Raw genomic sequence first — 21,354 nt, 5'->3', positions numbered from 1 at the left:
CTGCTTGTTTTTGGTCATTAAATACACAAAAATATCAACATGAGACTAAAAGCATGTAATTCATTACCGAAATAAAACCGCTTTATATTGTAGTCTTTAGTGGATAGTTTAATTAATTATTAATAATGGCAAAGGTGAGGAATAAAAATGCTTAAACTTAAAAAAGTCATACATTTTCTGTTTTCTCATGACGAGCCTACGGGTACAGAAGTCGAAAATTCTATTTCTGAAGCAGACACTTATTATCTGGAAGCTGTACAGTTTGAAAAGCTTTGCCATGCTTTAAAGCAACGCCAAGCCGAACATTTTCAAATTGCGCAGCTAGAGCAGCAAGAAAATTATCAACGCAATGCTTTCTGGAACTACTTAAGTGCAGCCACGCGTGGACACGCCGAAGCGCAATATAGACTGGGTAAACACTTTCTTAAAGGTAGTCTAGGTTTAGATCAGAATTATTTTCATGCTGAAGAATGGCTGAATAAGGCTAAACAGCAAGGTCATTTAAAAGCTGCGCGGCTGTTATCAAATACTTATAGCCAAATGAGTGTCCAATATTAAAGAAAAAAACCAGCCCAAAGGCTGGTTTTTTATACGCTTTGATTAAGCACCAATTTTGCGATATTTCTGACGCTTCGCTGCCAGATCATCGCCATATTTCTTACGGCGATACTCTTCAAACTCGGTATAGTTACCGGTGAAGAATTCTGGAGTCTCATCTTCAAATGACAAGATGTGAGTCGCAATACGGTCCAAGAACCAACGGTCATGCGATACTACCATCACACAGCCCGGGAAGACCAGAATTGCATCTTCTAACGCACGTAAAGTTTCTACGTCCAAGTCGTTTGATGGTTCATCGAGCAAGATAACGTTCGCACCTTGTTGCAGGATTTTCGCAAGTTGTAAACGGTTACGCTCACCACCTGACAATTCGCCTACGCGTTTTTGCTGATCTTGGCCTTTAAAGTTAAAGCGCCCTATATAAGCACGAGATGCAATTTCGTAATCGCCTACTTTCAGGATATCAAGACCGCCAGACACTTCTTCCCAAACGGTTTTATTGTCATCCAAGGTGTCACGAATCTGACCCACATAAGCAACTTTTACAGAATCACCTAAAGTCACTGTACCAGTATCGGGTTGCTGTTCGCCCGTCATCATACGGAACAGTGTAGTTTTACCTGCACCATTTGGACCTACGATACCGACAATCGCTGTTGGTGGTACTGTGAAAGACAAGTCTTTATACAGCAGTTTGTCACCAAATGATTTGCTAATCCCTTCAACTTCAACCACCTTGTTGCCCAGACGTGGACCAGGTGGAATATAGATTTCTGAAGTTTCGTTACGTTGCTGGAATTCACGAGAGTTAAGTTCCTCGAAACGTTCCATACGTGCTTTGTTTTTCTTCTGCTGGCCTTTCGCATTTGAACGAACCCATTCAAGTTCTTTTTTCAATGCCTTAGCAAAAGATTCTTCCTGCTTGTTTTCTTGTTCTAAACGCGCATTTTTCTGTTCCAGCCAAGAAGAATAGTTACCTTGGTAAGGAATACCATGTCCACGGTCAAGCTCCAGAATCCACTCGGCCACGTTATCAAGGAAATAACGGTCGTGCGTAATTGCCACGATAGTGCCTGGGAAGTCTTTCAGGAAGCGTTCTAGCCAAGATACAGATTCTGCATCCAAGTGGTTGGTTGGTTCGTCGAGAAGCAGCATGTCTGGTTTAGACAGCAGCAAACGGCACAATGCAACACGACGGCGTTCACCACCTGAAAGCATGGTTACATCTGCATCCCATGCAGGCAGATTTAATGCTGCTGCAGCCTGTTCCAGCTGGTTATTCAGGTTATGTGCATCCCAAGTCTGGATAATTGCTTCCAGTTTTTCCTGCTCTTTTGCTAGTGCATCGAAGTCTGCATCTGGATCTGCATAGTCTGCAAATACCTGATCAAGGCGTTCTAATGCATCAAGTGCTTCACGTACGCCGTCTTCAACGTTGCCACGAACGTCTTTGGTTGGATCAAGTGGTGGTTCTTGCTCGAGGTAACCGATTTTGATACCCGGTTGCGCACGTGCTTCACCAGAGAAATCTTTATCTACGCCCGCCATAATACGAAGCAAAGTAGATTTACCTGCACCGTTCAGACCAAGCACACCAATTTTTGCGCCTGGGAAAAATGATAAGGAGATATCCTTGAGGATTTCGCGCTTCGGCGGAACCATCTTGGACACTCGGTTCATCGTATAAATATATTGGGCCACGTAGGACTCCTCAATTGAAAAACCAAATGGGGAAGAAACAAACTTCCCCCTGCTCAATCATGAGCGAAAAAATAATCGGCTATTATACGCAGAAAGTCTTCAAAACATAAGCCATTCACGTGAAGTTAATGCCTTGTTACAAGTTTAATCCTGTTTATTTTTCAAACAGTATTTCTGCCACCTAAACTTGCATTATTTTGCTGATGCTATATCGTTAATTAAGATATTCATTTGAATAAATATGCACTTTTCTTCATATTTCAAGTGCTAATATTTGAGCAGTTTCAATACAGCAAAAAACACAAGAAGACCAACGATCATGACTTATAAAGCAGAAACTTTAGCGATTCACGCAGGCTATAGCCCGGAACCTACTACTAAAGCTGTTGCGGTTCCAATTTATCAAACCACCTCATATGCCTTTGACAATACTCAGCACGGTGCCGATCTGTTTGACCTAAAAGTTCAGGGCAATATTTATACCCGCATCATGAACCCTACCACAGCGGTGCTAGAACAACGTATTGCAGCTCTGGAAGGTGGTATTGGTGCGCTGGCTTTAGCTTCAGGTATGGCTGCGATTACCTATGCGATTCAGACCATTGCTGAAGCGGGTGACAATATTGCTTCGGTGTCTACTTTATATGGCGGCACTTATAACCTGTTTGCACATACCCTGCCTAAACAAGGGATCGAAGTTCGTTTCTTTGACTATCAAGATCCGGAAGCTCTACGTAATCTGATTGATGACAAAACCAAACTGGTTTTTGTGGAATCAATTGGAAACCCACTGGGCAATATTATTGACCTCGAAGCGATTTCCAAGATTGCCCATGAATATGGCGTACCAGTCATCGTCGACAATACTGTAGCGACACCAGTCCTACAAAAATCTTTTGATTTCGGTGCCGACATCGTGGTGCATTCACTGACCAAATATATTGGCGGTCATGGTAATTCGATTGGCGGCATTATTGTAGATAGTGGCAAGTTCCCATGGGGGCAACATGCCGAGCGTTTCCCTGCTCTAAATACACCTGATCCAAGCTATCACGGTGTCAATTATGTCGAAGCTTTAGGTGAAGCTGCCTATATCGCTCGCGCTCGCGTCGTACCTCTGCGTAATACCGGGGCAGCGATCAGCCCGCAAAATGTATTTTTAATTCTGCAAGGCTTGGAAACTTTGAGTCTACGTATGGAACGTCATACTGAAAATGCGCTGAAGGTTGCAGAATATTTGCAACAGCATCTAAAAGTAAAATGGGTCAATTATGCCGGTCTGAAAGATCACCCGCAGCATGCTTTGGCACAAAAATATGTGAAAGGTAAACCGTCTGCCATTCTGACTTTTGGTGTAGAAGGTGGTCGTGAAGGCGGTGCCCGTTTTATTGATGCGCTGCAACTGTTCACCCATCTGGTCAATATTGGGGATGCCAAAAGTCTGGCCTGCCACCCGGCAACCACCACCCACCGCCAGCTTAATCCTGAAGAGCTCAAATCAGCAGGTGTGAGTGAAGATATGGTTCGTTTATCGATCGGAATTGAACACATTGATGACCTGATTGCGGATCTGGAACAATCTCTCACAGCAGTTTAAGCGCCATTTTAAAGCAGAAAACTCTAGCAAAAATGCTGGAGTTTTTTTATTTATTTTTTGAATACAATCACTTGCTTTGTGATTTATTTTCATGATAAAAATCAATTGAAACGGCGAACACAATTAGAGCAATTACTCTAATTTTTATTTTATTTTCAATAGTTTAATGTATAGATTTTCTTAAATAATTAGTTATTATATTAGTACTCATCTTCGCTCTTATCTCTTTAGAGCCATCTTTGATTTTTTAATAAAAATAATTTGAACGCAGTCTTCAAATTAGGGATAACAAACGTGAAAACTAGACTACAGAAACAATTGGAAAAACGTATTGCAGGTAAAACTGTCCTTATTACAGGCGCATCCAGTGGTATAGGTTTAACGACGGCACATCAGCTGGCAGATGCTGGCGCACATGTTTTACTGGTCGCGCGTACCAAAGACACCCTAGAACAAGTAAAAAAAGAAATTGAATCCAAAGGCGGTAAAGCTTCGGTATTTCCATGTGATCTCAACAATATGGAATCCATTGATGAAGTGTCCAAACAGATTATTGCTTCAGTCGACCATATCGATATCCTGATTAACAATGCGGGCCGCTCGATTCGCCGTGCGGTGCATGAATCAGTAGATCGTTTTCATGATTTTGAACGTACCATGCAGCTAAATTATTTTGGTGCAGTGCGCCTGGTGATGAATATCCTGCCGCAAATGATGATTCGCCGTGCAGGTCATATCATCAATATCAGCTCGATTGGTGTATTGGCGAACGCCACCCGCTTCTCGGCTTATGTCGCATCTAAAGCGGCACTGGATGCTTTCAGCCGCTGTCTGTCTGCAGAAGTCCATTCACATAAAGTTGCAATCACTTCAATTTATATGCCTTTGGTTCGTACACCAATGATCGCACCGACCAAGATCTATAAATATGTGCCTACCCTGTCTCCGGAACAGGCAGCTGAACTGGTTGCTTATGCGATTGTGAAACGTCCGAAGAAAGTGGCGACCAATCTGGGACGTCTGGCTTCGATTACCTATGCGATTGCACCAGACATCAACAATGTCCTGATGTCGATCGGTTATAACCTGTTCCCAAGCTCTTCAGCATCAGTGGGTCAGCCACAAAAACTGAACTGGGTGCAAAAGGCCTATGCACGGATCTTCCCGGGCGAGCACTGGTAATTTCTTCAAGAATATTCCGGCCGCCTACTGGCGGCTATTTTATTTCTGTACTTTAGCGATTCAGCCGCTCAGGTTTATAATCTGAATGCGCCCAACGACACATCCTGTCTTTTCAGGCACAGATTTTTGCCGCAAATGCGACGAGATCACGTACACTATGGACGGATATTTCCTATCCATCTTTTTATATTCTGATTCAATTAATGGAAACCCTTATGAACAACGTGCAATGGCTCGATGAAGTAAAATTTAACGAACAAGGTCTGATCCCTGCCATTGCCCAGCACCATCAAACTGGTCGTGTATTGATGGTCGCCTGGATGAATCGTGAAGCGCTAGCTTTAACTGCCGAAAAAAATCAGGCGGTGTATTTCTCCCGTTCGCGCAACAAGTTATGGCATAAGGGCGAAGAATCTGGTCATTTCCAGACCGTGCATGAAATCCGTCTGGACTGTGATGCGGACGTGATTATTTTACAGATTGAACAGCATGGTGGCATTGCCTGCCATACCGGCCGTGAATCATGTTTCTACCGTAAACTGACACCAAATGGCTGGGAAATTGTGGATGCACAAATTAAAGATCCAGCAGCAATTTATGGTGAAAAATCAACAAATCCGCATACGCTTGCCATGAATGCCTCAACCGCTCAGTCTGAACAGGTTGAAGTATTGTCATACTTGGGCGAGATGATGGCAGAGCGTAAGAAAGCCGATCCGGAATCCTCTTATGTGGCCAAGCTGTACCATAAAGGTTTAAATAAGATTCTGGAAAAAGTCGGTGAAGAAAGCTTTGAAACCGTGATCGCGGCTAAAGATTTCAAAACTGAAGCCTCTGAAGACAACAAGAATGACCTGATCTATGAAGTGGCTGATCTGTGGTTCCATACCATTGTGATGCTCGGTTACTTCGACCTGGATCCACAACTGGTCCTGAATGAACTGGCACGCCGTCAGGGTCTATCCGGTCTGGTTGAAAAAGCCAATCGTCAACATTAAGTCGTGAATGAATCTACCTGTGTCTGATCTGCAAAAACCCAAAGCGACCTATGAGCAAGCAACTGCCATTGATAACGCACGTCTGGGAAAATCTTTTAAAGTCATTGCCTATGCGGGCACAGGTAAAACTACGACCCTGCAAATGATCAGTGATGCCATGCCGGAACGGCGCGGTATGTATCTGGCATTTAATAAATCCATTGCCTCAGAAGCACAAAACAAGTTTCATCGGGGTGTGGACTGCCGAACGTTTCACTCCCTGGCTTTTCGCAGTGTTCCACGTGGAGTCACGGATAAGCTACGCCTACCGCGTTTAAGTCCAAGCTTTATTGCCAAGGAATATCGTCTTGAGCCCATGACCTTGCGCCGGATGATGGGGGGACGTTATGAAAAATATGTGCTGATGCCTTCGCGTCTGGCCAGTCTGGTTGCGAACGCAGTCGGCTATTTCTGCTCGACCAGTTCGCAATATCCCGCCCCGCGACATATTCAGGCACCGAGCTGGCTACACCCAGATGATATTGAAGCATTGCAAAAGAAACTTTATCCAGCAGTTGAACGGCGTTGGTTAGAGTCAATTGATCCCAATCATCAGGCCGGGATTGGGCATGATATTTACCTGAAACTTTGGGCATTGTCTGAGCCCAATATTCCTGCCGACTATGTGCTGTTTGATGAAGCACAGGATGCCGACCCACTGATGCTGGGAATTTTGCTGAAACAGCGTAGCACTCAGGTCATCTATGTCGGCGATGCACATCAGCAGATTTATGCCTGGCGTGGTGCAGTGAATGCCATGCAGCAGCTGCCACTACCTGAATCTCGTCTGACCACTTCATTCCGTTTCGGGCCTGAAATTGCGCTGAATGCCAATGCAATTTTGGGAGCATTGAATGAAATTGTGCCCCTACTCGGTAATCCGCACTTAAATTCCAAAGTGGTCAATAAACCACATACCAAACTACGCGATGCGATTCTATGTCGGACCAATGCGCGTGCTATGGAACTATTACTTGCCGGTTTAGTACGTGGCGATAAAGTCAGCCTGCAAGCGGATCATGTCAAACTGAACCGTTTTGTTGATGCCGCCGCGATGCTGAAACAGGGCAAGCGTGTGGTTGATGTACCTGAGCTGGCCTGGTTTAATTCCTGGCATGATGTGCACGAGTACTGCGAGACCAATGAAGGTAGTGATATCAAACCTTTAGTCAAACTGGTCGATGAACATGGTACTGATCCCCTGAAAACTGCTCTCGCCAAAATCACCCCAATCGGGCAAGCAGACTACATTATCTCTACCGCGCATAAGGCCAAAGGTTTGGAATGGGATCGGGTACACATTGAGGATGACTACCAGTTCAAGCTGAACGAGAAAGACCATAAAATTAGTGACGAAGAGTTACGTCTGCTGTACGTGGCCTGTACTCGTGCTAAGGTAAGCTTAAATATTCATCACATTTATGACCTCATTCAACAGCTGAAAATCAGGATGCCACAATCACTGCGCCAAGCCGTCGGCTAAGGTAAAACATAGATGTAAAAAATCACGCTACAGGTGATCCATGCACATCGAAAAAATACAACTTAAACATGCTCTGCACTTTTCTAATATCCAGCTTGATTTTGATCTGCAAAAAACACCTGTGACTTTAATTCTAGGTGATCAGGGTTCGGGTAAAACCACCTTGCTGCGCTTGAGTTATCAGGCTTTGACCTGGTTTTCTGCCCGTTTTCGTGACTTGCGTACCGCAGGTTTAAGCATGCTGGATCAGGATATCCTGCAAAATCGTCTGCAATCCAAAATTGATATCCAGGTGCATTTTCCTGACGATTTGAGGTCATTGCCTGAATCAGCACAGGGAGAAGCTGCCCAATCCTGTTCTTGGCAGTTATACAAAACTTTAAATAGTCAGGGCATTGGCTTTGCCAAAGCGGAAACCCAGCAACTCGATGCCATGGTGAGTCTCTATCAAAAGGCAAGGCAACATGACCCTTTGCTCGGTCTGCCTATGGTCGCCTACTATCCGGCTGAACGCTTCGTCAATGAAATTAATTTACTCAGCAAAAATAATCAGGCCATTTTTCAGACTGCGCATGCCTATGAAATTACCGCCATTCCTTTTACGACTTTTGCACGTTTCTTTGAATGGTTTCGTGAAGTCAGTGATATTGAAAATGCACAAAGTGCCAAGATCATTGACCAGATTCTAGATCAGGCGTTACAGCAATCGGACGATATTCAAGCAGATCAGCTGGCCCAGCAAATTGAAAAAGCCAAAGCGCATATGCATACGCCAAGCCTGACTGCCTTGCGTGAAGCTTTATCCATTGTGCTGCCGGAACTTCGCCAGATTTATCTCGATTACCAGCCCAAGCTGCAATTAATGGTGCGTTATCAGGATCACACTTTTAGCTTTCAGCAGTTGTCGAGCAGTATCCGGAACTGGATTGCACTAGTGGGAGATATTGTACGACGACTTTGTCTGCTTAATCCACACAGCTTATTTCCTTGTCAGGAGGGTACTGGCATTTTGCTGATTGATGAAATTGACCATCAACTGGATCAGGACATGGCTGCCGTCATTTTACCGCGTCTGCATCAGGCGTTTCCTAACTTGCAGATTATTGTGACTGGAAACCGGCCGGAATTGCTGGAACAGGCTCAGGATTTTCAGTGTCTAAAACTGGAAAATAAACAGCTGCATCACATCCATCTGAATCCAATGCAGGTTCAGTATGATCATTTCTATGCAGAGTTGCTTGAGATTAGCCAAAATCATACTGATATAGGAAAAGTTGAAGATGCACTTCAAGAACCAGAAACAGCCAACCTGACGGCTCAGTCTGTTCTGCAACTGATTCAGGAACAGCTAAGCGTAGAACAGCAACAGGAGCTTTTACAGCTCTTGAGTCAGGATAATTCACAAAGCTTGCCTCAATCTTCTTAAATAGTCCTGAAACGATAATGCAATTTAAAAAATAAAATCAGGATGCAAGAATAGGTTTGGATTTTCTGCATTCCTGATCAAGAAGTTATAAATTTTTATCAATAAATGCAGGGAGTTTGATCTTTATTTTCGGTCAAATTTGTACGAGATGTTCAAGCATGCACCCCATATCAAAACCAAGCTTACGTATAATCTACAAGTTCTACATAAAAACATTGATGTTGTGGTTATCCTGTAATATGATCGGTTTTACTTGCAATTTTCGTTGTAAAATCGGAATTTGCTATCGTTTATAAGTTGCGCAATACAACTGTTTTATTCTGTTTGAATATCATTCTGGCTTTCAAGATCGAGAAGTTTTGGGTCGCTCTTTGCGGTCCTGTAATCCTTGAAAGATAAAGATTCACCCTAGGTTGACCTTAACCTATATCACGACAATGGATACGAGTGTGCTGCCAATTATTATATTGTTACCGTTAGTATTAGGCACAACCCTTGTCTCGTGGCTGAAGCAATTTTCACGCGGGGTAACGGCTTTAGGAGCAATTGCCGTCAGTCTCAGCAGTTTCTTATTACTGTTGAGTCAGGCGCCTGCTGTATTTAATGGAACGGTAATTACCCAGACTTGGTCCTGGCTACCCCAGCTTGGAATCGATTTCAGTTTCCGGCTGGATGCTTTGGGCATGCTGTTTGCTCTGCTGATTAGTGGAATTGGCACCCTGATTTATATCTATGCCTATTACTATCTCAGCCCTAAAAATTCTCTAAGTAAACTGTATTTCCTGCTGATGCTGTTTATGGCAGCGATGCTCGGCATTTCATTGTCTAATAATCTTCTGATTCTCCTGATCTTTTGGGAACTCACCAGTATTTCTTCTTTCCTGCTGGTTGGTTACTGGAGCAATTACGAAGCGGCTCAACGCGGCTCTCGTATGGCTCTGACCATTACCGGGATGGGCGGCTTATCTATGCTGGGTGGTTTTATTCTGCTTGGACAGATTACGGGTACCTATCAGATTGACCAGATCCTGATGATGGGCGAACAGATTCAGGCGCATGCTCTATTTGTACCGACATTATTATTAATTTTACTCGGTGCTTTTACCAAAAGTGCGCAGTTCCCGTTTCACTTCTGGTTACCAAATGCCATGGCAGCACCGACGCCGGTGTCTGCCTATCTGCACTCTGCCACCATGGTCAAAGCGGGCCTGTTTTTAGTTGCACGTTTATTGCCAATTTTTGCAGGCGCGGCACTGTTCCATAATATTGTTACTTTTATCGGGTTATTTACCCTGTGTGTGGCAGCGTTCTTTGCCATCTTTAAAGAAGATCTGAAAGGTCTGTTGGCCTATTCAACTATTAGCCATTTAGGCCTGATCATGTGTCTGCTGGGTATTGGCTCACCACTCGCCGTCGCAGCAGCAATTTTCCATATCATTAACCATGCAACCTTTAAAGCTGCCTTGTTCATGATTGCCGGGATCATTGACCATGAATCCGGTACTCGTGATCTGCGAAAATTGTCTGGTCTTTGGCAAATGCTGCCTTTTACCGCAACCCTGACCATGATCACTGCCGCCTCCATGGCTGGTATTCCATTCACCAATGGTTTCTTGTCCAAGGAAATGTTCTTTACTGAACTGGTCGAAAACTTAAGTGGTCCAGTCATGGTCGGTGCAGCTATTGCAGGAACACTGGCCGGGATTTTTGCTGTCGCCTATTCAATTCGTCTGGTACATGGCGTGTTTTTTGATGGTCCATTAGGCCAGCAAGTCCCAAATAAAGATGCGCATGAGCCGCCATTTGGTATGCGTGCACCGGCTATTTTACTGGCTTTCCTGTGTATCGCAGTCGGCCTGTTACCAGGATTACTGGTCGAAAAGATTGTAAATAGTACCACACAAGCGTCAACCCAGAATTTCGCCTTTGAAGGCACTCATCTTGCCCTTTGGCACGGTATTAATCTACCTTTAGTGATGAGTATCATTGCGATATTAGGCGGTGCGATTTTCTATTTTGCACTGGCCAAAGGCGGTGCGATCCGGGAAATTGATCTGGATCCGAAACTGGGCGAACTGCAAGGCCGTGTACTGTTTGATCTGTTCCTGAAAAATCTGTTACTGAATTCAAGACGTTTCCGCCGTGCGACTGAAAATGGCAAACTGCAAAGTTATATTTTATGGATTGTGCTGTTTACCATTGGTCTGGTGGGTTACCCACTCGTCGTCAATGGGATCGACACCGGTAGCCGCGAACTGACCCATGCACCAGTGCTTGCCATTGTTCTATGGCTGTTACTATTCTCAGCCTGCTGGATGATGCTCTGGTTCCATCATGAACGGATTAAAGCCATCCTGATCAGTGGTGCGGTCGGTCTGGTAGTCACCATGGTTTTCATTGGTTTCTCTGCACCCGATCTGGCTTTGACCCAGATTACAGTCGATGTAGTAACAACTGTTCTGCTACTGATGAGCCTGTCACTCCTGCCACAATTAACGCCTTATGAATCTAGCCCGACCCGACGCTGGCGAGATGCAGTGATTGCGGTCTGCGGGGGTCTAGGAATTGCAACAGTTGCCTGGCTGGTTATGACACGTGACCATAATTCAATTTCTTGGTTCTTTATCCAACAATCGATTCCGCTTGGTGGCGGCACAAATGTCGTCAACGTAATTCTGGTCGATTTCCGTGGTTTCGATACCTTCGGTGAGATTACCGTACTCGGGATTGCCGCCATTGGTGTATTAAGTCTGATGGACGGTATGCGTGCTCATGGCACCACCATTACCCAAGGCCTGACTTACCGTTTTAACCCCTCCCCTTTGATGCTGCGTATTACAGCATCGTGGATTTTACCGGTAGCACTGGTAGTTAGTCTGTATATCTTTATGCGCGGCCATAATCTTCCGGGTGGCGGTTTTATTGCCGGTCTGGTCACCTCATTGGCCTTGATTATTCAATACGTTGCCATTGGTCAGGATCACGCAGAAAAAATGCTGGGAGCTAAATCTGGACGTCTCTACGAAGTCTGGATTGGCGTCGGCCTGACTATTGCAGGCATAACCGGTATTGCAGCCTGGTTCTGGTCACGTCCATTCCTGACCAGTGCCCATATTCATGTCCATCCGCCATTACTTGGCGATATGCATCTCGCTTCTGCTGCGCTATTTGATGTCGGTGTTTATGTCACCGTAGTCGGGGCGACCATGCTGATGATTTCCGTTCTAGGTGACTCTCGTCACTCAAGTATGACTGGCCCAGTACCAAGAGGATAATAGAATGATTAGTTTAGAACTTTTATTAGCCTCAGCAATTGGCCTACTCACTGCCACCGGGATCTATCTGATTCTGCGGGCACGTACCTTTCCGGTCGTCCTTGGACTGGCCATGATTGGTTATGCAGTGAACCTGTTTTTATTTGCCATGGGCCGTATTCAGATGAATTCGCCTGCAGTGCTCACCGAAGCCACGCAGGTCACCGATCCTTTACCTCAGGCGCTAGTGCTGACCGCCATTGTAATCGGTTTTGCCACCACCGCCTTTATTGTACAGCTGGCCTTACGTAGCCGTTATGAATCAGGAACAGATCACGTTGATTCCAAAGAAGAGATACCGCAACATGACCCACGTGAGGATGAGCCGTAATGACTGATCTTCTCAACTTCTTGAATCAACACACTCCTATTTTCAGTATTCTTTTACCGGCTTTTACTGCCTTTATTTTAGTACTGTTGGGTAACCCGGGTTCCGGTTCTCTGATTACCGACTGGCGTCAGCCATGGCGTCGTGGCGTGAGTCATATTTCGACCCTATTGGGTTTGATTATGGCGGTTGGCTATCTGATCAATAGCAGCCAAGGGCAGATCAGTGTCTACACTTTAAGTGAATGGGCCGCCCCTTTTGGTATTGTACTGGTCCTGGACCAACTCTCTGCCTTGATGCTGGTACTGACCTATACACTCGCTTTGCCAATCGTTTGGTATGCCAGCAAAGAATGGGATATTCGCGGGCGCTATTTCCACGCCATGGTCCATTTTCTATTAATGGGGCTTAGTGGTGCCTTCCTGACCGGTGACTTGTTTAACCTGTTCGTGTTCTTCGAGATCCTGTTAATGGCCTCCTATGTTCTACTTTTGCATGGGCAAGGCAAGGCACGCTTCCAGCTCGGTGTGCATTATGTGGCTATTAACCTGCTCGCTTCTGCCATGTTCCTGATCGGACTCGGGATGATTTATGGCAGTGTCGGCAGCCTGAATATGGCTGATGTTGCCCGCCTGATGCCAACTTTGGCAGGCGATGAACATAAGCTGGCCGTTGCAGGCGGACTGATGCTATTTGTGGTGTTCGGGATTAAGGCAGCCATGTTACCGGTAGGTCTGTGGCTTCCTAAAACATATGCTGTTGCAACTACTCCGGTAGCTGCCCTGTTTACCATCATGACCAAAGTCGGGATCTACGCGATTATCCGGGTCAATGGTACTGTATTTGACGATGAATACAGTCATCAGATCCTGATGAACTGTCTGCTGATAATTGGGGTGATTACCTCACTGTATGGCGCATTTGGTGCCATTGGGACTGAACGTTTACGCCGTTTCGTCGGCTTTATGATTTTGTCTTCGGTCGGCACCATTCTGATTGCGATTGCCATGAACAGCACTCAGGCTTGGGCAGGTGCCTTGTATTATATGGTGCACAGTACCTTAATTGGCGCAGCGTTTTATATCCTATGTGGCTGGATTACCTCACAGCGCGGTGAGTTTAAAGACCATTTTAAAATTGCCCCACAGATGAAACAGAATAAGCTGGTTTCCATTGTATATTTCATCATTGCCTTGATGATGGCCGGCTTGCCACCTTTCAGCGGCTTCTTCGGTAAAGTGTTTATCCTGCAAGCTTCAGGACAGTCTGAGCATCAAATGCTGATTATCTTTACGGTTCTACTGGTCAGCTTACTCAGTATTCTGGCTTTTACCCGGGTCGGTTTTATTCTGTTCTGGCGTTCAAGCCGACCGGAACAGGATGAAAATTCTGAAGAATTCAGCAAATATGAAGCCTTACCAAGCAAGGCACCAGCACGAAATGACCGGGTCATTTATCTATTATTGCTCAGTCTGACAGCCTACGTGGTTTTTGCTGCACCGATCTATCAATATAATTATCAGACCGCAGCACAGATTAAGACCAATCCGATTTATGAAGCAGCATTATTAAAACGTGATGCTGAAGGTAAGTTTATTAGTGTGCAGCCATTTGATCCGGGTTATTTACCAGAAACCAAATACGGTGGTGAAACGCCTGATCCAAATGCGCATCTGATTCCTTATGTCATTTCAGAAAATACCTTAAATGGCGAACATATTTCTGAATTTAAACAGCGTCAGATTGATAAACAGTATATTGAACAGAACAAATACGACGACAATCAACTTAAACCGGCGGAGGGACTTTAATGGCTGAATCATTACTTCAACGCTGGTTCCCACATCCTTTCGTTTCGGTCATTGTGGCGATGAGCTGGGTCATGCTGGCCCATAATATGGAAGTCGGCACACTCCTTATGGCAATATTTCTGGCTATTTTGGTTCCGCGAATGGTCGCTCCTTTTATTGATTACACGCCGAATATCCGGTGGGTGCCGGCGATGCGTCTGTTTTGGGTCGTAGTTTGGGACATCATTGTCGCTAATATTAAAGTCGCGATTTTAGTACTGAGACCGACCAAAAATCTGCATCCCAAATGGTTTCGTGTTCCTCTGGATACCGAGCATGAAGAAGTAAATACTTTACTGGCAATGATTATTACCACGACACCAGGTACAGTCTCTGCGGGGATTGATCAGGACCGGGGCGATATTCTGGTCCATGCCTTAAGTACGGATGATGAAGAGGCTGAAATTGAAACCATCAAACAGCGCTATGAACAACCTTTGATTAAAATTTTTAGCGCACAATCAGGAGCTGAAGCATGACCATTCTGCCATATGCATTGCTGATTTGTCTGGGTGCTGTCACGATCTCCATGTTGCTGTGTCTGATCCGGCTGGTTATGGGCCCATCAATCGTCGACCGTTTGCTGGCACTAGACACCCTATTTTTAAATGCAACCTGTCTGGTGGTGATTCTGGGAATCTACTGGAGCAGCACTTTCATGTTTGAAGGTGCCCTACTGGTCGCCATGCTGGGCTTTGTTTCTACCGCTGCCCTTGCCCGCTATTTCACTACTGGACATGTCATCGACTAGGAGTTTTTAAATGCCTTTAATTTTAGAAATACTAGTTTCGATTTTTTTATTGATTGGCGCGTTTTTTATGCTGGTGGGTGGCATTGGGATGATACGTCTACCCGACCTGTTTATGCGTCTGCATGCACCGACCAAATCCAGTACCTTAGGATTGGGAAGCTTCCTGATCGCTTCTATTATTTTTTCAGCCATCTATGGCCGTTTAGGTTTTGCTGAAGTACTGATTACCCTGTTTGCCTTCATTACTGCACCGGTATCTGCCAACCTGATGGCGCAAGCGGCCTTGCATTTACGTTTGCGCTCGATGAGTGGTGAAGTGCCAGAAACTCTGGAACGTCCATTGCCTTGGCAGAAAACCCGCCGTCGTGCATTTTATGAAAAGGAAATGAATGATCAAGACTCAAGTAATAGTTAGCCCGTTCTACTTAAAAGTTCAGCAATAAAAAAGCCACCCTAAGGTGGCTTTTTTATTGCGCTTTATAAAAGCTTATTCTTCATCTTTCTTGTCTTCAGCAGGAGGTAAATCCTTCACTGCTTCAGCAATCAGACCAAACATATAGTTACCATATGCATTGGTTTTGTCGTAATGGAAACGTAGACGAGGTGTAATACGTGTCTTGATCCGACGGCTCAGTTCATGGCGCAGGAACCCTGATGCCTTATTCAGGACATCGAGTGTTTCTTTATTTGCCGCTTCACTTTGCTCATCACCCAGTTCACGACCCATTACTGTGACATAAACTTCTGCATATCCTAAGTCTGGGCTCACCTTCACGGCTGAGATGGTCACCAGACCACCCAGACGTGGATCTTTCAGCTCCTGACGGATCAGTTCAGACAACTCGCGTTGTACCGTATCCGCCATACGCTTCAGACGTTGACTACCCGCCATTAAAGACTCCGTTTAATCAATTGCACATCATACACTTCGATCTTGTCGAGAGGTTTGATGTCTTTATAGCCTTTCACCGCAAGACCACATTCCATACCGGCACGAACTTCTTCCACCACTTCTTTGTAGCGACGAAGAGATTCTAGCTCGCCCTGGAAGATCACCACGTCATCACGTAATACGCGAATCGGTTTATTACGGTGTAATACGCCTTCAAGTACCATACAGCCTGCTGCAGCACCAAATTTGCTTGAATGGAACACTTCACGTACTTGAGCAACACCCAAGATGGTTTCACGGTGTTCAGGAGCCAGCTTACCGCTCATCGCTGCTTTCACGTCATCAATCAATTGATAGATCACTGAGTAGTAACGAATGTCGATACTGTCTGCATCTGCTTTTTGACGTGCAGTATTGTCGGCACGTACGTTAAAGCCAAGAAGAACCGCTTCTGAAGATTCAGCAAGTGTGACGTCAGATTCAGTAATCGCACCAACACCAGAACCGATAATACGTACTTTTACTTCATCCGTTGAAAGCTCAGCCAATGCAACATGAAGTGCTTCCAATGTACCGCGTACATCAGTTTTCAATACTACATTGACGATTGGTACATCTTTTTTGCCCATAGACGCCATGATGTTTTCAAGACGCATTGCAGATTGACGTTCAAGACGTTTTTGACGTTCACGATCCATACGCGCATCGGCAACTTCACGTGCTTTCTTCTCGTCATTCACAACAAGAACTTCGTCACCTGCCATCGGCGCTTCTGGAAGACCCAGAATTTCGACTGGAATCGAAGGACCTGCAGACTTGATACGTTTACCGTTTTCATCGGTCATGGCACGAACGCGGCCATAAGATGAACCAGCAAGTACCAGGTCACCCACTTTCAGCGTACCGTTTTGTACAAGAATAGAAGTTACTGCACCGCGGCCTTTATCAACACGTGCTTCAATCACAACACCTTGTGCCGCACCTTCTTCAGACGCTTTCAATTCAAGCAATTCAGACTGAATTAAAATCAGGTCAAGAAGTTCGTCAATACCCGCGCCAGTATGTGCAGATACTTTCGCTACAGGAACGTCACCGCCCCATTCTTCAGGTACGATTTCTTTGGTGGTCAATTCATTCAATACGCGATCTGGATCAGCTGAGTCTTTATCCATCTTGTTGATTGCAACAATGATTGGCGTACCCGCTGCACGCGCGTGATCGATTGCTTCTGCAGTTTGTGGCATCACGCCATCATCTGCTGCAACAACCAAGACTACGATATCAGTCGCTTTGGCACCACGTGAACGCATTGCAGTAAACGCTGCGTGTCCCGGAGTATCAAGGAATGTGATACTACCTTTATCAGTCGTTACATGATAAGCACCGATATGCTGGGTAATACCACCTGCTTCGCCTTGCGCCACTTTGGCACGACGAATACGGTCCAGAAGCGATGTTTTACCATGGTCAACGTGACCCATGATCGTAACAACTGGCGCACGAGTAGTTTGCGCACCACGTGCTTCTTCAGCCTGTTCAAGCAGGTTATCTTCGACTGCAGTTTCAGAAACCAGTACCGGGTTATGGCCCATTTCTTCAACCACAAGTGCTGCGATTTCCTGATCGATCGCCTGGTTTTGAGTAACCAGTTCACCCATTTTCATCAGTGACTTGATCACTTCACGAACCTTAACCGCCATTTTCGCAGCCAGGTCAGCCACGACAATCGTTTCACCGATTTCAACGTCATAAACCTGTTTTTTCACTGGTTTTTCAAAACCATGCTTGTTCGCTTGGCTAGATTTCAGACCACGTTTGTGTGAGTTATCACGGAAAGACTGCTCTTCACCACGACGACCACCTTTCTTCGGTGAACGTGTATTTGAAGTATTGGTACCGCGTTTAATTTCGCGGTCTTCTTTCGCAAATGAGTCTTCATATGCCTGGCCAACCAGACCAGCAGCAAGTGGAGAATCATCAATCACACGAATGGTTGCAGTGGTATCTTCAGAAGAATACTTCGACGCCATCTTGCGCATTTGTTCAAGGGTACGTTGTTGTGCTTCTTCAGCTGCCTTACGACGTGCTGCTTCTTCAGCTGCTTTTAATTGAGCGGCTTGAGCTTCACGTGCTTTTTTCTGTTCTGCTGTTTCAACTTGTTTAACCGCTGCTTTCACAATCGGCTTGTTAGTTGATTTGCGTTTTACCACAACAGCTGCTTTAGGTGTTTCCTGTTTCTCAGTTTCTTGTTTCTGAGCTGCACGCATTGCTTCTAGGGCTTTGCTTGCATTGTTTGTACCCGATTTAGGTGCATCAGCAGGTTTTTTAGCTGGTGCTGGCTTCTGTTCAGCTTCTGCTTTCGCTTGCTGTTCAGCTTGAGCCTTCGCTAAAGCTTCTGCTTTAATTTGTTCCGGGTCTGGCTTAACGAATGTATGTTTCTTGCGAACTTCTACATTAATCGTTTTCGCCTTACCTGAAGTACTTGCCACTTTAGCAGTACTGGTCGTTTTACGTTTCAACGTGATTTGTCCTGCATGGCCGTCTGAACCTTGTGTCTTTTTCACATGATTCATTAAGCGATCTTGTTGTTCGGTGGTAATAATATCGTCAGCTTTACGCTGTGGTAAACCTGCCTCACGAACCTGCTCTAGGAGCTTATCAACATGGCGACCCACGCTGAGTGCTAACTCTTTAATCGACTTGTCCGTCATATACTACCTCCTAGTTAAACCATGATTCGCGCGCTTTCATAATAAGTTGACCGGCTTTCTCAGCACCGAGACCTTCGATATCTTCAATATCATCAGTCGCTTGGTCAGCTAAGTCATCTACGGTTACCACACCACGAGCTGCGAGAGCTTGCGCGATCTCTGCTGTCATGCCTTCCATTGCAACAAGTTCTTCACTTGGCGCTTGTACGTTTTCTTGCTGTTGTAATGCATCAGCAAGTGCAATTTCTTTCGCACGGCTTTGCAGTAGTTCAACCAGTTCCGCATCCAGTTCGATTTCATCAAACGTTTCTGGCGGTACGTAAGCAATTTCTTCAAGCGAGGTGAAGCCCATTTCTACCAACGCCATCGCCAAATCTTCAGCAATATCCAAACGTGTAACAAACATGTCCAGGTATTTTTGTGCTTCGCTTTGCTGACGTGCGTAGTATTCTTCTTCCAGCATCATGTCCAGCTTGTAGCCAGTCAATTCAGATGCCAGACGAACGTTTTGACCTTGTGAACCAATTGCACGAGCTAGCTGATCACTAGTCGCGAAAATGATGTCTGCAGTACGTGCATCTTCATCGATCACAATACTAGATACATCTGCTGGTTCTAATGCGCTTGCGATATATTGCGCAGGATCATCAGACCAAACCACCACATCAATACGCTCGCCATTGAGCTCTTGCTGTACAGCCTGGATACGTGTACCACGCATACCAATACAAGCACCCACCGGGTCAATACGGTGGTCGTTGGTTTTCACTGCAATTTTAGCACGAACACCCGGTTGACGAGCTGCGGCCTTAATTTCAATGATTTCTTCAGAAATTTCAGGAATTTCTTTTTTCATCAATGCAATCAGCATTTCCGGTTTAGCACGTGACAACAATAATTGTGCACCACGGCCTTCACGGTTAACGCTGTATAGGATCGCATTCACGCGTTGTTTCGGACGAAGGATTTCCTTCGGAATCATCTCTTCACGTGCCAGATACGCTTCTGCGTTGTCACCCAAGTCAATGATAAAGCCATCTTTGGTTTGTTTTTTCACTTCACCATAGATCAGCTCACCGACTTTAGATTCATACGCATCGGCAACCAGCGCACGTTCTGCTTCGCGAATCTTCTGTACAATCACCTGTTTCGCGATCTGGGCAGCAATACGACCGAAATCGATTGATTCTACTTCCAGTTCACGGATATCACCAATCGACCATTGTGCGGGATCAACATCAGAGATCGCATCCTGACAAGCAGGCATTTCATGATCTTCATCAGCCACCACTTCCCATTGACGGAAAGTACGATAGTCCCCAGTTTTACGGTCAATCTCTACACGAAGACGAGCTTCTTCTGAGTGAGTCCCCTCGTAGAATTTCTTCTTAGTCGCTGCAACCAAAGCTTGTTCTAGCGCTTCAAAAATTGCTTCACGACTTACACCTTTTTCGTTACTAACCGTTTCAACGACGGTAAGAATTTCACGTGCCATAAGTCACCTATTCGTTCAGATTCTTATTAATTGAATTAATCTTGATAGACCAAGTTTGCTTTATCGATATTGTGACTGTCGATATCCAAAATCTGTTGCTTTTCTACTTCAACTTGAATCATTTCATTTTCAAGGTCGACTGCAACCAGTTTTGCCTGGAATTTACGACGATTATCGACGGCACTGATCAAACGCAGCGCAACCATTTGTCCGATATAATGAGCCATCTGCTCCAACTGGAAGAATGGACGATCCCAACCTGGTGAAGAAACTTCAAGCGAATAGTCACCTGAGATTGGATCATGGACATCAAGCATAGCGCCGACTTGCTGTGTGACACGCACACAGTCCTGAACCCCAATACCACGACCCTGCTCTTCTTCACCATCTTCATTGACAACAGGTGCTGCATTTTCATCGACCGGTTTGTCGATATAGATCCGTAATAATGAACGTTTGCCTTGTGGCAGGAATTCAATCCCCCACAGGTTTACATCACAGGCTTCAACTGCTGGTGCAATCAAGTCCTGAAGTGCTTGAGTTTTATTTGATAGCTTCATTTACTCTCGTCATCTGGTGCGATTTTATGATCTATTTGACCACTACAAACCAATACAAACTATAGTAGTAGTGAAACATGGAGATATGACCAAATTTTGTCGACACTACACGATAGCCAATAAAAAAGGGCGTAAATCGCCCCAATTAATGCACAATTTCGGATTTTTTCAAATCCCACTGTGCAAAAAGGCCCACCATAGTTGTGAGCCTCTTTTAAGAAACTTGGTAGCGGGAGCTGGATTTGAACCAACGACCTTCGGGTTATGAGCCCGACGAGCTACCAGACTGCTCCATCCCGCATCAACGTGCAAAAATTATATACAAAAGATGCGAACTTTTCAATCACAACCACATCATTCTGCATATTTGTTATCTGTTACTGAAAACTTGGTAGCGGGAGCTGGATTTGAACCAACGACCTTCGGGTTATGAGCCCGACGAGCTACCAGACTGCTCCATCCCGCA

General features: G+C 45.2%; 17 protein-coding genes and 2 tRNA genes. 12 read left to right on the top strand and 7 right to left on the bottom strand.

Translation table 11 applies throughout. The features are described from left to right. Positions 1-147 precede the first annotated feature (147 nt). The gene (locus ACWM1W_RS01565; protein ID WP_375725947.1) at positions 148-558 is read left to right on the top strand and encodes an SEL1-like repeat protein; all 411 of its coding nucleotides are present in this window, start codon (positions 148-150) and stop codon (positions 556-558) included. Between the two features lie 42 nt (positions 559-600). Here the strand turns inward: ACWM1W_RS01565 and ettA are convergent, their stop codons facing one another. Next, positions 601-2,262: an energy-dependent translational throttle protein EttA gene (gene ettA / locus ACWM1W_RS01560; protein ID WP_005233568.1), complete on the bottom strand. Its 1,662-nt coding sequence runs from the start codon at positions 2,260-2,262 to the stop codon at positions 601-603. 319 nt (positions 2,263-2,581) lie between these two features. Between ettA and ACWM1W_RS01555 the strand changes: the two genes are divergently transcribed. The 11 genes from ACWM1W_RS01555 to ACWM1W_RS01505 all read left to right on the top strand — a co-directional run bounded on the left by ACWM1W_RS01555 (position 2,582) and on the right by ACWM1W_RS01505 (position 15,645). Further along, complete coding sequence (locus ACWM1W_RS01555) at positions 2,582-3,859, top strand: O-acetylhomoserine aminocarboxypropyltransferase/cysteine synthase family protein (protein WP_375725946.1); 1,278 nt, start codon at positions 2,582-2,584, stop codon at positions 3,857-3,859. A gap of 294 nt (positions 3,860-4,153) precedes the next feature. Continuing rightward, a complete protein-coding gene (locus ACWM1W_RS01550) occupies positions 4,154-5,041 on the top strand; it encodes an SDR family NAD(P)-dependent oxidoreductase (RefSeq protein ID WP_034169744.1) in 888 nt (295 codons plus the stop codon). A gap of 215 nt (positions 5,042-5,256) precedes the next feature. Then, the gene (gene hisIE / locus ACWM1W_RS01545; RefSeq protein WP_159122705.1) at positions 5,257-6,039 is read left to right on the top strand and encodes a bifunctional phosphoribosyl-AMP cyclohydrolase/phosphoribosyl-ATP diphosphatase HisIE; all 783 of its coding nucleotides are present in this window, start codon (positions 5,257-5,259) and stop codon (positions 6,037-6,039) included. Between the two features lie 19 nt (positions 6,040-6,058). After that, on the top strand, positions 6,059-7,561 hold the full coding sequence (locus ACWM1W_RS01540) for an AAA family ATPase (protein WP_375725945.1): 1,503 nt from the start codon (positions 6,059-6,061) through the stop codon (positions 7,559-7,561). Positions 7,562-7,601: 40 nt separating this feature from the next. Then, complete coding sequence (locus ACWM1W_RS01535; protein ID WP_375725944.1) at positions 7,602-8,987, top strand: AAA family ATPase; 1,386 nt, start codon at positions 7,602-7,604, stop codon at positions 8,985-8,987. Positions 8,988-9,424: 437 nt separating this feature from the next. Next, a complete protein-coding gene (locus ACWM1W_RS01530; protein ID WP_375725943.1) occupies positions 9,425-12,262 on the top strand; it encodes a monovalent cation/H+ antiporter subunit A in 2,838 nt (945 codons plus the stop codon). Between the two features lie 4 nt (positions 12,263-12,266). Then, positions 12,267-12,632: a Na+/H+ antiporter subunit C gene (locus ACWM1W_RS01525; RefSeq protein ID WP_004787185.1), complete on the top strand. Its 366-nt coding sequence runs from the start codon at positions 12,267-12,269 to the stop codon at positions 12,630-12,632. After that, positions 12,632-14,440, top strand: coding sequence for a monovalent cation/H+ antiporter subunit D (locus ACWM1W_RS01520; RefSeq protein ID WP_375725942.1), 1,809 nt, complete (start codon positions 12,632-12,634; stop codon positions 14,438-14,440). Before ACWM1W_RS01525 ends, ACWM1W_RS01520 begins: the two co-directional genes overlap by 1 nt. Beyond that, entirely contained in the window at positions 14,440-14,958 is a 519-nt protein-coding gene (locus tag ACWM1W_RS01515; protein WP_448765113.1) for a Na+/H+ antiporter subunit E, read from the top strand. Before ACWM1W_RS01520 ends, ACWM1W_RS01515 begins: the two co-directional genes overlap by 1 nt. Beyond that, positions 14,955-15,230, top strand: coding sequence for a monovalent cation/H+ antiporter subunit F (locus ACWM1W_RS01510; protein ID WP_004787192.1), 276 nt, complete (start codon positions 14,955-14,957; stop codon positions 15,228-15,230). The genes ACWM1W_RS01515 and ACWM1W_RS01510 overlap by 4 nt, the downstream gene beginning before the upstream one ends. 10 nt (positions 15,231-15,240) lie before the next feature. Further along, entirely contained in the window at positions 15,241-15,645 is a 405-nt protein-coding gene (locus ACWM1W_RS01505; protein ID WP_375725940.1) for a Na+/H+ antiporter subunit G, read from the top strand. Positions 15,646-15,717: 72 nt separating this feature from the next. Here ACWM1W_RS01505 and ACWM1W_RS01500 read toward each other — a convergent pair whose 3' ends face one another. The 6 genes from ACWM1W_RS01500 to ACWM1W_RS01475 all read right to left on the bottom strand — a co-directional run bounded on the left by ACWM1W_RS01500 (position 15,718) and on the right by ACWM1W_RS01475 (position 21,354). After that, positions 15,718-16,122: a ribosome-binding factor A gene (locus tag ACWM1W_RS01500; protein WP_004810065.1), complete on the bottom strand. Its 405-nt coding sequence runs from the start codon at positions 16,120-16,122 to the stop codon at positions 15,718-15,720. Then, complete coding sequence (gene infB / locus ACWM1W_RS01495) at positions 16,122-18,833, bottom strand: translation initiation factor IF-2 (RefSeq protein WP_375725939.1); 2,712 nt, start codon at positions 18,831-18,833, stop codon at positions 16,122-16,124. Before infB ends, ACWM1W_RS01500 begins: the two co-directional genes overlap by 1 nt. 10 nt (positions 18,834-18,843) lie before the next feature. Next, positions 18,844-20,328 carry a transcription termination factor NusA gene (gene nusA, locus ACWM1W_RS01490; RefSeq protein WP_004787201.1) on the bottom strand — a complete coding sequence of 495 codons (1,485 nt, stop codon included), beginning with the start codon at positions 20,326-20,328 and terminating at the stop codon, positions 18,844-18,846. A gap of 35 nt (positions 20,329-20,363) precedes the next feature. After that, positions 20,364-20,888, bottom strand: coding sequence for a ribosome maturation factor RimP (gene rimP, locus ACWM1W_RS01485; protein WP_125278902.1), 525 nt, complete (start codon positions 20,886-20,888; stop codon positions 20,364-20,366). 224 nt (positions 20,889-21,112) lie between these two features. Then, positions 21,113-21,189, bottom strand: a tRNA-Met gene (locus tag ACWM1W_RS01480). An 88-nt stretch (positions 21,190-21,277) separates the two neighbouring features. After that, a tRNA-Met gene (locus ACWM1W_RS01475) sits at positions 21,278-21,354 on the bottom strand.

It is taken from the genome of Acinetobacter sp. TW_SC_4, assembly GCF_054861205.1.
The sequence above is the reverse complement of the archived record's forward strand: the minus strand, read 5'-3'. Positions and strand labels throughout refer to the sequence as shown.